Origin of the sequence: Agrococcus sp. SCSIO52902 (assembly GCF_022983135.1) — a bacterium.
GTDB classification, from domain to species: Bacteria; Actinomycetota; Actinomycetes; order Actinomycetales; family Microbacteriaceae; genus Agrococcus; species Agrococcus sediminis.
Window position 1 is genome coordinate 306417 of record NZ_CP095269.1, and the last position, 13658, is coordinate 320074.

A 13658-nucleotide genomic window follows, 5' to 3' on the forward strand; every position below is an offset into this window, starting at 1 on the left:
GGCCTCGACGCGCACGTCGCCCTTCGCGTGGGCCACCAGGGCCAGGTTCTCGCTCAACTCGTGCTCCTCAGACGACCGCGGTCATGCCGCCGTCGACGTAGATGGTCTGGCCGTTGACGAAGGCGCTCGCGTCGCTCGCGAGGAAGACGAGGGTGCCGACGAGGTCCTCGACGCGGCCCCAGCGGCCGGCGGGCGTGCGCTGGGCGACCCAGGCCGAGAACTCGGGGTCGTCGACGAGCCGCTGCGTGAGCTCAGTGGCGAAGTAGCCGGGCGCGAGCGCGTTGACGCTGATGCCGTGCGGCGCGAGGTCGGCGCAGAGGCCCTTCGTGAGCATCACGATCGCGCCCTTGGTCGCGCTGTAGGGCGCGATCGAGGGGCGTGCGAGCTGCGACTGCACGCTGCCGATCGAGACGATGCGGCCCGAGCCGCGCTCGACCATGCCGCGGGCGACGCGGCGCGAGAGCAGGAACGCGCTCGTGAGGTTGGTCGCGACGAGGTCGTGCCAGTCCTCGTCGGTGAACTCCGTGATCGGGGCGCGGCGCTGGATGCCGGCGTTGTTCACGAGGATGTCGGGCGTGCCGAGCCGCTCCTCGACCTCGGCGATCCCGGCGTCGACGGCCGACGCATCCGTCACGTCGAAGGTCGCGACGTGCGCCTCGCGGCCCGTCGCGGCTGCGATCTCGGCGGCGGCGCGCTCGGCCTTCGCACGGTCGCGGCCGTGCACGACCACCGTCGCCCCCGCCTCGGCGAGGCCCTGCGCGAGCGCGCGCCCGATGCCCTGGCTGGAGCCGGTGACGAGCGCCGTGCGCCCCGTCAGGTCGAACAGGGCGGGGCCGGTGCTCGGCATCAGTAGAACTCCTTGGTGTCCATCACGTTCTCGAGCGGGGCGCCGTCGAGCAGGCGGGTGGCGTTCGCCGCGAACAGCTCGGCGATGCGCCGCGGCTCCTGGGTCGAGAGCGCCGCGGTGTGCGGGCTGAGCAGCACGCCCGGGTGCGACCACAGCCGGCTCTCGTCGGGCAGCGGCTCGACGGCGGTGACGTCGAGCGCGGCGAAGCCGATGCGGCCGTCGTCGAGGGCGTCGAGCAGCGCGCCCTCGTCGACGACGGAGCCGCGGCCGACGTTCACGAGGATCGTGTCGGGACGCACGGCGGCGAGCACCTCGGCGCCGACGAGGCCCTCGGTGCGCTCGGTGCCCGGCAGCGTCACGACGATCGCGTCGACCTCGGCGGCGGCCTCCGCGAGGTCGTCGATGTGCACGAGGCGGTCGACGTGCGCGACCGGCTCGCCGCGCCGCGTCGTGCCCCACACGGTCGCGCCGAGCCCGGCGAAGCGCTCGGCGACGACCTTGCCGATGCCGCCGAGGCCGACGACGAGCACCGTCATCTCGCCGACGTGCCGCATGATGCGGCGGCCGTCGCCCCACGTGCGGCTCGCCTGGTCGGCCTCGAGGCGGCGGAGCCCCTTGGCGCCGCCGAGCACGCCGAAGAGCGCCCACTCGGCGAGCGTCGTCGCGTGCATGCCCGCGCTCGTGGTGACGGCGACGCGCTCGAGCTCGTCCTGCGTGAGCTGCGCCTTCCGCACCTGGCCGCCGCCGCCCGCGGCGGTCGTGTGCACCCAGCGCAGGCGCGGGTTCGCGCGCACGGTGCGGGCGAGCGCGGCCGGGTCGACGTCGGGCAGCCCGAAGAGCGCGTCGGCGCCGTCGAGCAGCGCCTCGAAGGCGGCCTGCTGCTCGGGCGTGCGCTCCCAGTCGGGGTCGCCCTCCCAGTCGCCGCTCCACCGCCACGGGCGGGTGAGCGCGGGGTCGCGCAGCAGCTCGACGCGGGGCTCCAGGGCCCGGATGCGGTCGGCGGATGCGTCGTCGAGGGTCACCGCGACGGCGACCTTCAGGGTGTGCTCGGGCATGGCTGTCCTCCGAAATCAGACTACCCGGGCGGCATGCCCTCGCCGGGCCCGTCAGCGGGCGCGGAGCCTCGGCCCGAGCTCGTCGGCGAAGAACGCGAAGAACGCGTCGGGGTCGGGTCCGCCGTCCATGAGGGCCAGGTGGTCGAAGCCCGCGTCGGCGAACTCGCCGAACGCCTCGACGTGCCGCTCGACGTCGGGACCGCATGCGAACGCATCCGCCATGTCCTCGACCCGCACGTGCTGCGTGGCCTGGTCGAACGCCGTCGGGTCGGGCAGCTCGGCGAGCACCTTCCAGCCGAGCGGGCCGAAGCGGAAGCGCGCGTGGGCGGCCTCGGCGCCGGCGCGCTCGTCGGGCGCGAACGCCGTGGGCACCTCGGCGTAGCGCGGGCCGGAGCCGCCCGCGCGCTGCCACGCCTCGATGAGCGACGCGTCGGGGTCGGTCGCGAAGAGCCCATCGCCGAGCTCGGCCGCGAGCGCCGCCGACTGCGGGCCGCCGGCCGCGACGACGATCTCGGGCAGCACGTCGGGGAGGTCGTAGACGCGCGCGTCCTGCAGCTGCAGGAAGTCGCCGCGGTAGGAGTGGGTGCCGCCCGACCAGAGCAGCCGGATGATCTCGAGCGCCTCGCGCAGGCGCCGGTGGCGGTCGCCCACCTCGGGCCAGCCCTGCCCGACGATGCGCTCGCTGAGCCGCTCGCCCGCGCCGATGCCGAGCGTGAAGCGGCCGTCGGCGATGATCTGCAGCGTCGCCGCGGCTTGGGCGATGATCGCCGGGTGGTACCGGATCGACGGGCACGTGACGCCCGTCGCGAGCCGCAGCGTGTCGGTCTTGGCGGCGATCGCCGACAGGATCGCCCACGCGAACGGCGAGTGCTGGTGCTCGGGCAGCCAGGGGTGGAAGTGGTCGCTGATCTCGACGAAGTCGAAGCCGGCGCGCTCCGCCTCGACGGCGCGGCGGATCAGCTCCTTCGGGGCGACGTCCTCGGCGAAGAGCTTGTATCCCTGCATGCCCCGACGGGAGGAGCCGCGCCTGGGTGTGCGGTGGGCGCGGTGCCGCTCAGTGCACGGCGGCCGTCGTGGCGGTGCGGATGCGGTAGACGCTCGTGGTCGCGGCGATCCACAGCCAGCCGTCGTCGCCGAAGCAGAGGTTGGCGACCGTCTCGGGGACCGGCACGTGTGCGAGCCGCTCCCCGTCGGGTGCGATGACGTGCACGCCGTCGGCGCTCGACGACCAGATGCGGCCCTCGGCGTCGACGGCGATGCCGTCGGGCGTGCCGGCGTCCATCGCGAACACGCGGCGCCCGTCGACGGCACGGGCGTCGGCGCCGGAGCCCTCGATCCGGTAGGCGCGGATCGTGCTCGCCTCCGGCGTCTCGTCCTCCCCCGCCGACTCCGTCACGTAGAGCGTCGCGAGGTCGGGGCTGAAGGCGATGCCGTTGGGCCGGGCCATGTCGGTGACCACCGCGCGGATCCCGTCCTCGGCGCTCCAGCGGAAGACGAAGCATCCGCCGTACTCCAGCTCGCCGGGGTGGCCCTCCTCGGGCTTCTCGATGCCGTAGGGCGGGTCGGTGAACCAGACGGAGCCGTCGGGGTGCACGGCGACGTCGTTGGGCGAGTTGAGGCGGTGCCCCTCGAAGCGGTCGACGAGCACGCGCACGTCGCCGTCGGCCTCGAGCTCGACGGCGCGGCGGCCGTGCGAGCACTGCACCACGCCGCCGAGGCCGAGGGCCCGCCCGTTGGTGAACTCCACCCCGGCGCGGTGCTCGCGCATCCGCCCGGCCTCGTCGACCTCGAGGATGCGATCGCCGTGGATGTCGCTCCAGCGCAGCACGCGCTCGCCGGGCAGCCACAGCGGCCCCTCGCTCCAGGAGGCGCCCGTGGCCATGCGCTCGAGGTGCGCCCCGGGGGCGAGCAGGTGGGACGGGTCGTGCGGCGCGCGTGTGTCCATGCCGCCATGCAACCAGGCGCGGCTCCTCGTCAGCCGAGCACGGGGCGCCGCGCATGCGCCAGCGCATAGCCTGGAGCGAGACCCTCGAGAGGAACTCCCGCCATGCCCCAAGCCAACATCGCCGTCGTCGGCCTCGCCGTGATGGGCTCGAACCTCGCCCGCAACCTCGCCAGCCGCGAGGGCAACACCGTCGCCGTCTACAACCGCACCACCGCGAAGACCGACGACCTCATCGCCGCGCACCCCGAGGCCGGCTTCGTGAAGGCCGCCACGATGCAGGAGCTGGCCGACTCGCTCCAGCGGCCGCGCACCGCGATCATCATGGTCAAGGCCGGCCGCGCCACCGACGCCGTCATCGACGAGCTCGTGAGCGTCTTCGAGCCGGGCGACATCATCGTCGACGGCGGCAACGCGCTCTTCACCGACACCATCCGCCGCGAGGCCGCCGTGCGCGAGACCGGCATCCACTTCGTCGGCTGCGGCATCTCGGGCGGCGAGGAGGGCGCGCTCAACGGCCCGTCGCTCATGCCGGGCGGCACGGCCGAGTCGTACGAGACGCTCGGCCCGATCCTCACCGGCATCGCCGCGGTCGCCGAGGGCGAGCCCTGCGTCACGCACGTCGGCACCGACGGCGCCGGCCACTTCGTGAAGATGGTGCACAACGGCATCGAGTACGCCGACATGCAGCTCATCGCCGAGGCCTACGACCTCATCCGCCGCGGCACGGGCAAGTCCCCGGCCGAGATCGCCGACGTCTTCGACGAGTGGAACCGGGGCGAGCTCGAGTCGTACCTTATCGAGATCACCGCCGAGGTGCTGCGCCAGGTCGACGCCGCGACCGGCCAGCCGCTCGTGGACGTCATCCTCGACGCCGCCGGCGCCAAGGGCACCGGCGCCTGGACGGTGCAGACCGCCCTCGACCTCGGCGTGCCCGTCTCCGGCATCGCCGAGGCCGTCTTCGCCCGCTCGCTCTCCTCGCGGCTCGCGCAGCGCGCCGCTGCCTCCGACCTGCCCGGCCCCGCCGAGGCGTGGCAGGTCGACGACGCGGATGCGTTCATCGAGGACGTGCGGAAGGCCCTGTTCGCGTCGAAGATCGTCGCCTACTCGCAGGGCTTCGACGAGATCGTCGCCGCCGCCGAGGAGCACGGCTGGGAGATCAGGAAGGGCGAGGTCGCCCGCATCTGGCGCGCCGGCTGCATCATCCGCGCCCGCTTCCTCAACGACATCACCGACGCCTACGCCGCAGACCCCGACCTGCCCGCGCTCATCCTCGCGCCGTACTTCCGCGACGCGATGGCCGAGACGCAGGAGGCGTGGCGCCGCGTGGTCGTCGCGGCTGCGCAGGCGGGCATCCCGTCGCCGGCCTTCTCGTCGAGCCTCGCCTACTACGACGGGCTCCGCGCCGACCGGCTGCCGGCCGCGCTCGTGCAGGGACAGCGCGACTTCTTCGGCGCGCACACCTACCGCCGGGTCGACCGCGAGGGCACCTTCCACACCCAGTGGTCGGGCGACCGCACCGAGGTCGAGGCGGTCGACACGCACTGACCGTGGCACGACCGAGGGCCGCTCCCTGCCGGGGGCGGCCCTCCGTCGTCCGTGCCCAGGTCGTGCGCGTCAGCGCCGTCCGAGTCAGGCGCTCGCGAGCTCCAGCCCGAGCGCCTCGGCGACCCCGGCGTGCTCGATGCGGCCCGCGCGCACGTTGAGGCCCTTCGCGAGCGCCGCGTCCTGCGCGAGCGCCGCATCCGTGCCGAGATCCGCGAGCCGCAGCACGTACGGCAGGGTCGCGTTCGTCAGCGCTCGGGTGGAGGTCTCCGGCACCGCGCCGGGCATGTTGGCGACGCAGTAGTAGAGCGACTCGTGCACCGGGAAGGTGGGCGCGTCGTGCGTGGTCGGGCGCGAGCCCTCGAAGCAGCCGCCCTGGTCGATCGCGATGTCGACGAGCACCGAGCCGGGGCGCATGGCGCGCACCATGTCGTCGGTGACGAGCTTCGGCGCGGCGGCGCCCGGGATGAGCACCGACCCGATCACGAGGTCGGCGTCGGCGAGCTGCTCGGCGATCTCGAGCCGCGAGGAGTGACGGGTCTGGATGCTCGTGCCGAACGAGGCCTCGAGCTGCCGCAGGCGCGGCAGCGACAGGTCGATCACGGTCACGTCGGCGCCGAGGCCGACGGCGTTGCGCGCGGCGTGCTCGCCCGCGACGCCGCCGCCGAGCACGACCACCTTCGCGCGGCGCGTGCCGGGCACGCCGCCGAGCAAGGTGCCGCGGCCGCCCGCCGGGCCCATGAGGTGGTAGGCGCCCATCGCGATCGAGAGGCGGCCGGCGACCTCGCTCATCGGGGCGAGCAGCGGCAGCGAGCCGTCGGGCAGCTGCACCGTCTCGTAGGCGATCGCGGTCGTGCCCGCGTCGAGCAGCGCACGCGCGCACTCGGGGGCTGCCGCGAGGTGCAGGTAGGTGAAGACGGTCTGGCCCTCGCGCATGCGGGCGAACTCGGGCGCGATCGGCTCCTTGACCTTGAGCAGCAGGACGCCCTTGGCCCACGCCTCGTCGGCGTCGGCGGCGAGCCGCGCGCCCGCCGCGACGAACTCCTCGTCGGGGATGCGGGAGCCGAGCCCTGCGCCCGACTGCACCCATACCTCGTGGCCGCGGCGCACGAGCGCGTCGACACCCGCGGGCGTGATGGCGACCCGCTGCTCGTGGGGCTTGATCTCGGTCGGGACGGCGATGCGCATGGGAGACCTCTCGTCTGGTTGCATCGATCATGGGAGAGGATCCCGCGATGCGGCGCGCTCGCCGAAGCATTCGTCGATGGATCGGCGCAACTGGTGGAAAGATGCAGGCATGACTCCCGCAACGCCCCCCGAGCCGAAGCCGTCGCAGCCCGCCGACGGGCTCGACCCGGTCGACCATGAGCTCGTCGCCGCGCTGCGGACCGACGCGCGCACCACGAACCGCGAGCTCGCGCGCGCCGTCGGCATCGCGGAGTCGACCGCGCACGCGCGTGTGCGACGCCTCGAGGAGCGCGGGGTGATCGCCGGCTACGAGGCGGTCGTGCGGCAGGAGCGGCTCGGCCGCGGGCTGCAGGCGCTCGTGCACGTCACGCTGCGCGCCGGCGCGCGCGCCACGATCCCCGACTTCGCCGAGCGGGTGCAGGCGCTCCCCGAGGTGAGCCAGGTCTTCTTCCTCGGCGGCAACGACGACTTCATCGTCCACGTCGCGGTGCCCGACTCGACGGGGCTGCGCCGCTTCGTCGTCGACCACCTCTCGGCCGACGCGACGGTCGCATCCACCCGCACCAGCATCGTCTTCGAGTACCGGCGCAACGTCTCGACCGCGGCCTTCTCCTAGGTCACCGGCACGGCCTCGAAGCGCTGGCGCGGCAGCGCGTCCGGGTGCTGCTCGCGCAGCCACGCCACGAGCCGCTCGCGCACGTCGGCCCGCAGCGACGCGAGCTCGCCGCCGTCGGCCGCGGTGACCAGCACCCGCACCCGCACGACGCCGCCCACCGCATCCGTCACCTGCAGCACGCTGTCGCGGCCGTCCCAGTGCGGATGGCCGTCGAGGATGCGCGCGAGCTCGTGGCGCATGCCGTCGACCGGCACGCTCCAGTCGACGTCGAGCTCGACGGCGCCCATGACCTCGCTCGAGGTGCGGGTCCAGTTCTCGAAGGGCGTGGTCGTGAAGTGCGTCGAGGGCAGCACGAGGCGGCGGTCGTCCCAGATGCGCACCACGACGTAGGTGAGCGTGATCTCCTCGATCGTGCCCCACTCCCCCTCGACCACGACGACGTCGTCGACGCGGATCGCGTCGGAGGCGACGAGCTGGATGCCGGCGAACACGTTGCCGAGCACCGACTGCGCCGCGAGGCCCGCCACGAGCGACGCGACCCCGGCCGAGGCGAGCAGGCTCGTGCCCGCCACCCGCGCCGCCTCGAAGGTGAACAGCACCGCGCCGCACGCGATGACGACCACGACCACCGCGAGCACGCGCCGGAGGATCTCGACCTGCGTGCGCACCTTGCCGGCGCGGCGATCGCCGTGCGCGACCCCGTACCGCGCGAGCACGGCGTCGCCCGCGACCCGCAGGAGCCGCACGAGCAGCCAGGCGCCCGCGACGATCGCGAGGATGAGCAGGGCGTGCGCGAGCAGCGGCCCGCCCTCGCCCATCGCGCGCTGCAGGCCCGTCGCCGACGACGCGAGGCTGAACGCGACGAGCAGCGCGAGCACCGCGACCGGCCAGCGCAGCGGCCGTCGCACCGCGGCGATGCGGCTGCGGGAGCGCGTCGCGGCGGCGGCGCCGGCGACGAGCACGAGGCTCGCCGCGACGGCTGCGGCGACGGCGACGCCGATGGAGATGCCCAGCAGGGCGAGGACGTCGATCACGGGCACGGGGCTCCTCTCGCTCGGGAGCGGGCCACGCTATCGCAGCCGCCCGGCGGCCCTGGTCAGCCCCGGGAGTACTCGAGCTCGGGCCGGCCGCGCGCGCCGTAGCGCGGGCTGCGCTCGACGTCGCCGGTCGCCGCGAGGTGCTCGAGGTAGCGGCGCGCCGTGACGCGCGAGAGCCCGACCTCGGAGGCGACCTCGGCCGCGGAGCGCGCGGTGCCATCGGCGAGGAGCGCCGCGACCGCCTCGAGCGTCTCGGCGCTCAGGCCCTTCGCGAGACCGGGCGCGTTCGTGGTGCGCAGCGCCGCGATCGCCTGGTCGACCTCCTGCTGCGTCAGCCGGCCCGCGCCGTCGAGCCGCTCGTGGTACTCGCGGTAGCGCTCGAGCCGCTCGGCGAGCGCCGCGAACGCGAAGGGCTTGATGAGGTACTGCACCACGCCGACCGCGATCGCGTCGCGCACCGTCTCGAGCCCCCGCTCGGCCGTCACGGCGATGACGTCGACCAGGTGGCCCTCGGCGCGCATCCGCCGGCACACCTCGAGCCCGTGCCCGTCGGGCAGCTGCATGTCGAGCAGCACGAGCTGCATCGGCACGCCGCTCGCGGCCGCGTCGCGCATCGCCGCCATCGCCGCCGCGGCCGTGTGGGCGACGGCGGCGACCTCGAAGCCCGGGCATCGCCGCACGTAGGCGACGTGCGCGGCAGCGGTGCCGCGCTCGTCCTCGACGACGAGCACCCGGATCACGAGGCGGCCCCCGGCCTCGGCAGCAGCACCGTGACCACCGCGCCCGCGTGCCGCGCATCCGCGCCGCCGGGCTGCCCGATCTCGACGCTGCCGCCCAGTCGCTCGACCGTCTCGCGCACGATGCCGAGCCCGAAGCCGCGCCCGTGCGGGCCCGGCTCCTTCGTCGACCAGCCCGGCGCGAACGCCTGCTCGCGCCGCGCCTCGGGCACGCCGTCGCCGCTGTCGCTCACCTGCACCACGATCGCCCCGTCGTCCTCGTCGAGGTAGACCTCGACCCACGCGTCGGCGCGCGCGCCCGTGCCGATGAGGCGGCCGGCGCGCTCGGCGGCCGCGTCGATCGCGTTGTCGACGAGGTTGCCGAGCACCGTGACGAAGTCGACCGGGTCGATCCCGTGCGTGCCGGGCGCGAGGTGCGTCTCGACGTGCAGCTCGACGCCGCGCTCGTGCGCCTGCGCCGCCTTGCCGAGCAGCAGCGCGGCGATCACCGGCTCCTCGTCGTCGCCGACGACCCGGTCGGCGAGCCGCTGCCCGAGGTCGCGGCCGGCGGTCGCGACCTCGAGCGCCCGCTGCGGCTCGTCGAGCTCGATGAGGGTCGCGACGGTGTGCATGCGATTGCCGAACTCGTGCGTCTGCGCCCGCAGGGCGCTCGCGAGCGTGCGCACCGCGTCGAGCTCGCCCGTCATGCGCCGCAGCTCGGTGCGGTCGCGGATCGTGAGCGTGGTCGCGCCCGCGCGATCGGTCGCCTGCCGCTCCACGAGCAGCCACCGGTCGCCGACCCGCACCTGCCCGTGCGCGGCCAGCGCGTCGCGCACGCCCGCCGGCAGCGGCGCATCCGCCCCGATCGGCAGCGCTCGCTCCCCGAGCCCCAGCAGCGCCCGGGCGCGGTCGTTCGCGAGCACGACGGTGCCGTCCTCGACGAGCACCAGGCCGTCCTCCACCGAGTGCAGCGCCGCCTCGTGCGCGGCGAAGAGCCGCGCGAGCTCCTCGGGGCGCCGGCCGCCCGTGGCGCGGTCGAGGCGGCGGGCGAGCAGCCACGCGCCGAGCGCCGCCACCGCGAGCGCGCCGACGAGCAGCAGGCCCACCGCGAGCAGCCGCTCGACGACGAGCGAGCCGACGCGCTCGATCGTGACGCCGGCCGCGACGAGGCCGACGACGCGGTCGCCGTCCAGCACCGGCGTGACCGCGCGCACCGAGGGCCCGAGCGTGCCCGCGAACACCTCGGTGAAGGTCCCTCCCGCGAGCGCGGGCGCCGTCGAGCCGAGGAAGGTGCGGCCGATCTCGTCGGGATCCGGATGCGTGTAGCGCGTGCCGTCCGGATGCATGACGGTGACGAAGTCGAGCCGCGTCGCCTGCCGGACGTCCTCGACGTACGACTGCAGCGCATCCGTCGCGCCTGCGACCGCGCCCGCCGGGTCGGCGTCGTAGCGCTCGTGCGCCTCGGCCACCGCCGCGCGCACCGTGGGCGTCGCCGCCATCGCGAGCGCGAGCTCCTGGCTCGCGAGCGCCGCCTCGCGCTCGTGCGCCTGCTGCGCGTCGAGCGCGAGCAGCCCGAACGCCGCGAGCGCGGCTGCCACGAGCAGCGCCGCGGTCTGCACGAACACGCGCGTGGCGATGCTCGCGGACCGCCACCATCGCCGCATCGCCGGGCCCCCTCCGCGTTCGCGCTGAGAACACTATGCACGAAACGGGCCTCGCGCCGAGCCGCGCCCGCAGGCTGGCCACTCGAGAGCACCGCGCAGTGGCGGTGCCCGATGCGAGGAGCACAGCATGGCAACGACGCCCAGCACCGACCGACCGAGGCTCTCGAGGCTGCGGCGGATCGACAAGACCCACTGGCTGTACATCTCGGTGATCGTCGCCGTCGTGCTCGGCGTGATCGTCGGGCTCGTCTCCCCCACCACGGGCGAGGCGCTCGCCCCCATCGGCAAGGGCTTCGTCGCGCTCATCAAGATGATGATCGCGCCCGTCATCTTCTGCACGATCGTCGTCGGCATCGGCTCGATCGCGAAGGCCGCGACGGTCGGCAAGGTCGGCGGGCTCGCGCTGATCTACTTCCTGGCGATGTCGACCTTCGCGCTCGCCATCGGCCTGGTCGTCGGCAACTTCGTGCACCCGGGCGAGGGCCTCAACATCGCCGGCGCCACCTACGAGGCCTCCGGCGAGGCCGAGACCACGACCGACTTCCTGCTCGGCATCATCCCCACGACGCTGTTCTCCCCGCTGACGGGCGAGTCGGTGCTGCAGACGCTGTTCGTCGCGCTGCTGGTGGGCTTCGCGGTGCAGGCGATGGGCGAGCGCGGCAAGCCGATCCTCACCGTGGTGAAGCACCTGCAGGCGCTCGTGTTCCGCGTGCTGACGATGATCCTGTGGGTCGCCCCCATCGGCGCCTTCGGCGCGATCGCCGGCGTGGTCGGCTCCACCGGCTGGGGCGCGGTCGTCGCCCTCGCGACGCTCATGCTCGGCTTCTACCTCACCTGCATCGTCTTCATCGTCGTCGTGCTCGGCACGCTGCTGAAGCTCGTCACCGGCGTCAACATCTTCACGCTCATGAAGTACCTCGGCCGCGAGTACCTGCTGATCGTCGGCACGTCATCCTCCGAGTCGGCGCTGCCCCGCCTCATCGCCAAGATGGAGCACGCGGGCGTCTCGAAGCCGGTCGTCGGCATCACCGTGCCGACGGGCTACTCGTTCAACCTCGACGGCACCGCGATCTACCTGACGATGGCGTCGCTGTTCATCTCGACCGCGATGGGCATGCCGATGTCGATCCCCGAGCAGATCGGCCTGCTGGTCTTCATGATCATCGCCTCGAAGGGCGCCGCCGGCGTCACGGGCGCCGGCCTCGCGACGCTCGCGGGCGGCCTGCAGACGTACCGCCCCGACCTCGTCGACGGCGTGGGCGTCATCGTCGGCATCGACCGCTTCATGTCGGAGGCGCGCGCGCTGACGAACTTCACCGGCAACGCCGTGGCGACGCTCCTGATCGGCACGTGGACGAAGCAGATCGACATGGAGCAGGTGCGCGGCGTGCTCGCGGGCGAGCGGCCCTTCGACGAGCGCACGATGCTCGCCGACGACCACGGCGCGGACGCCGAGGCCGACGCAGAGCCCGTCGAGCAGCGCGCGCAGGCGGCCCCGGACGACGAGCGCGAGCTCGAGCCGAGCGCTCGCTGACCACGACGGGCCCGTGCGCCGCGCTGCGGCGTGCGGGCCCGTCCGCCTGTGCGGGCCCTGCCGCGCTCAGCGTCGCGCGACCGCCCGCACGGCCAGTCCGAGCCCCAGCCACGCGGCCGCGGCGACGACCCCCTGCCACGGCAGCGTCAGCACGAGCACGGCGCAGAGCGCGATGCCGACGACCGGCACCCAACGGGGCAGCCACCACGGCACCGGGCGCGCATCCGGGTCGGCCGACGCCGCCGCCGGCCGCCCGGCGCCGCGCATCGCGCTCAGATGGGCGACCGCGTAGTAGGTGAGGACGCACGTCGAGGAGAAGGCGACCAGCTGCCCGACCGGCAGCAGCAGCACCGCCGCGGCCGCCACCGCGGCCGTCGTCGCCTCGGCGACCGTCGGCGCCTTCGTCACCGCCCAGATCGTCGACAGCGGGCCCGGCAGGTCGCGGTTGCGGGCCATCGCGAGCCCCGTGCGCGACAGGCCCGCGAGGATGCCGGTGAGGCTCCCGACGCTCGCGAGCGCCGCCGCGGCGAGCAGCCCCACGTGCAGCCATCCCGCGCCGACGAGATCGGCCACCGGCGTCGCCGACGACGCGAGCGCATCCCCCAGCCGCGTCGTCGTCGCCCATGCGACGAGGCCGTAGAGCACGAGCACGATCGCGAGCCCCGTGCCGATCGCGCGCGGCAGCGTGCGCACCGGGTCGCGCACCTCCTCGCCGAGCGTCGCCATGCGGGCGTAGCCGGCGAACGCGAAGAACAGCAGCCCGGCCGCCGGCAGGATGCCGAGCGGGCCGCTCAGCGCCCCGTCGACGCGGTTGGCCTCCACCGGCGCGACCGTGCCGATGCCCGCCTCGGTTGCGGTGGGCATGCCGAGCGCCGACCACACGAGCGCCGCCGTCACGAGCAGGAGCACGACGCTCACGATCGCGGTCGTGACGCGCACGGTGGAGCGGATGCCCGCCATGTTGACGAGCGCGAGGCCGACGATGAGCGCGGCGGCGAGCCACGGCGCGCCCTCCGGCCACACGTGCCGGGCGGCGATGAGGGCGATCGCGCCCGCGGAGGCGGTCTTGCCGGTGAGGAACATCCAGCCGGCGGCGAAGCCGACCGCGGGCGACACCTCGGCGCGCCCGTAGGCGTACGCGCCGCCCGAGACCGGGTGCCGCATCGCGAGCTGCGCCGTCGACATGGCGTTGAGCGTCGCGACCGTCGCGGCGAGCAGCAGCGCCGCCCACAGCCACGGCCCGGCGAGCTGCGACGCGGGCACCCAGACGAAGAAGAGCCCGGCGCCGACCATCGAGCCGAGACCGATCATGATCGCGCCGGGGATGCCGACGCGGCGCTGCAGAGCCGTCACCCGCCCAACCTATGCGGCGCGGGTGAACGGCCGGTGCCGCCGCCGGGCTCCAGCACAACGCAAGCCCGCGCCGACGGGACCGCGGCGGATCCCGGATGCGTCGCCGATCGGGGGCGGAACGCGCGGCGCGGGCTTGCGTTGTGCGCGCGGCGGGCGGGTCG

The 13658-nt window shown here is 74.5% G+C and carries 12 protein-coding genes; 3 read left to right on the plus strand and 9 right to left on the minus strand.

Translation table 11 applies throughout. The features are described from left to right. Positions 1-67: 67 nt before the first annotated feature. From MU522_RS01540 to MU522_RS01555, 4 genes are read right to left on the minus strand one after another with little or no spacing between them, the layout of a single operon-like run. A complete protein-coding gene (locus tag MU522_RS01540) occupies positions 68-847 on the minus strand; it encodes an SDR family oxidoreductase (protein ID WP_246991978.1) in 780 nt (259 codons plus the stop codon). Beyond that, entirely contained in the window at positions 847-1902 is a 1056-nt protein-coding gene (locus MU522_RS01545; protein WP_246991980.1) for a D-2-hydroxyacid dehydrogenase, read from the minus strand. The genes MU522_RS01540 and MU522_RS01545 overlap by 1 nt, the downstream gene beginning before the upstream one ends. 51 nt (positions 1903-1953) lie before the next feature. Then, positions 1954-2907 carry a TIGR03557 family F420-dependent LLM class oxidoreductase gene (locus tag MU522_RS01550; protein WP_246991982.1) on the minus strand — a complete coding sequence of 318 codons (954 nt, stop codon included), beginning with the start codon at positions 2905-2907 and terminating at the stop codon, positions 1954-1956. Positions 2908-2956: 49 nt separating this feature from the next. Next, positions 2957-3847 (minus strand): SMP-30/gluconolactonase/LRE family protein, encoded by an 891-nt coding sequence (locus MU522_RS01555; RefSeq protein ID WP_246991984.1) that lies wholly within the window; start codon positions 3845-3847, stop codon positions 2957-2959. Between the two features lie 102 nt (positions 3848-3949). Between MU522_RS01555 and gndA the strand changes: the two genes are divergently transcribed. Continuing rightward, positions 3950-5392, plus strand: coding sequence for an NADP-dependent phosphogluconate dehydrogenase (gene gndA / locus MU522_RS01560; RefSeq protein ID WP_246991986.1), 1443 nt, complete (start codon positions 3950-3952; stop codon positions 5390-5392). 84 nt (positions 5393-5476) lie between these two features. Here gndA and ald read toward each other — a convergent pair whose 3' ends face one another. After that, complete coding sequence (gene ald / locus MU522_RS01565) at positions 5477-6577, minus strand: alanine dehydrogenase (protein ID WP_246991988.1); 1101 nt, start codon at positions 6575-6577, stop codon at positions 5477-5479. 109 nt (positions 6578-6686) lie between these two features. On the opposite strand from ald, the gene MU522_RS01570 reads away from it, so the two are divergent. Next, on the plus strand, positions 6687-7193 hold the full coding sequence (locus MU522_RS01570) for an Lrp/AsnC family transcriptional regulator (RefSeq protein ID WP_246991990.1): 507 nt from the start codon (positions 6687-6689) through the stop codon (positions 7191-7193). Here MU522_RS01570 and MU522_RS01575 read toward each other — a convergent pair. Genes MU522_RS01575 through MU522_RS01585 form a run of 3 tightly spaced genes read right to left on the minus strand, consistent with a single transcriptional unit; the run spans position 7190 to position 10571 of the window. Next, a complete protein-coding gene (locus MU522_RS01575) occupies positions 7190-8233 on the minus strand; it encodes a mechanosensitive ion channel domain-containing protein (RefSeq protein WP_246991992.1) in 1044 nt (347 codons plus the stop codon). The genes MU522_RS01570 and MU522_RS01575 overlap by 4 nt on opposite strands. 56 nt (positions 8234-8289) lie before the next feature. Then, positions 8290-8970: a response regulator gene (locus MU522_RS01580; RefSeq protein WP_246991995.1), complete on the minus strand. Its 681-nt coding sequence runs from the start codon at positions 8968-8970 to the stop codon at positions 8290-8292. Continuing rightward, complete coding sequence (locus MU522_RS01585; protein ID WP_246991997.1) at positions 8967-10571, minus strand: ATP-binding protein; 1605 nt, start codon at positions 10569-10571, stop codon at positions 8967-8969. Before MU522_RS01585 ends, MU522_RS01580 begins: the two co-directional genes overlap by 4 nt. Before the next feature lie 166 nt (positions 10572-10737). Here MU522_RS01585 and MU522_RS01590 point away from each other — a divergent pair, with 166 nt between their 5' ends. Next, positions 10738-12144, plus strand: a complete 1407-nt coding sequence (locus MU522_RS01590; RefSeq protein ID WP_246992000.1) for a cation:dicarboxylase symporter family transporter — start codon at positions 10738-10740, stop codon at positions 12142-12144. 66 nt (positions 12145-12210) lie between these two features. On the opposite strand, the gene MU522_RS01595 is transcribed toward MU522_RS01590, so the two are convergent. Then, the gene (locus MU522_RS01595; protein WP_246992002.1) at positions 12211-13497 is read right to left on the minus strand and encodes an APC family permease; all 1287 of its coding nucleotides are present in this window, start codon (positions 13495-13497) and stop codon (positions 12211-12213) included. Positions 13498-13658: the final 161 nt, after the last annotated feature.

Excerpts from the sequence above, each read along its gene's own strand:
- gndA (WP_246991986.1), top strand. The coding sequence starts at position 3,950 with ATGCCCCAAGCCAACATCGCCGTCGTCGGCCTCGCCGTGATGGGCTCG.
- MU522_RS01555 (WP_246991984.1), bottom strand. The coding sequence starts at position 3,847 with ATGGACACACGCGCGCCGCACGACCCGTCCCACCTGCTCGCCCCCGGG.
- MU522_RS01550 (WP_246991982.1), bottom strand. The coding sequence starts at position 2,907 with ATGCAGGGATACAAGCTCTTCGCCGAGGACGTCGCCCCGAAGGAGCTG.
- MU522_RS01570 (WP_246991990.1), top strand. The coding sequence starts at position 6,687 with ATGACTCCCGCAACGCCCCCCGAGCCGAAGCCGTCGCAGCCCGCCGAC.
- MU522_RS01545 (WP_246991980.1), bottom strand. The coding sequence starts at position 1,902 with ATGCCCGAGCACACCCTGAAGGTCGCCGTCGCGGTGACCCTCGACGAC.
- ald (WP_246991988.1), bottom strand. The coding sequence starts at position 6,577 with ATGCGCATCGCCGTCCCGACCGAGATCAAGCCCCACGAGCAGCGGGTC.
- MU522_RS01540 (WP_246991978.1), bottom strand. The coding sequence starts at position 847 with ATGCCGAGCACCGGCCCCGCCCTGTTCGACCTGACGGGGCGCACGGCG.
- MU522_RS01590 (WP_246992000.1), top strand. The coding sequence starts at position 10,738 with ATGGCAACGACGCCCAGCACCGACCGACCGAGGCTCTCGAGGCTGCGG.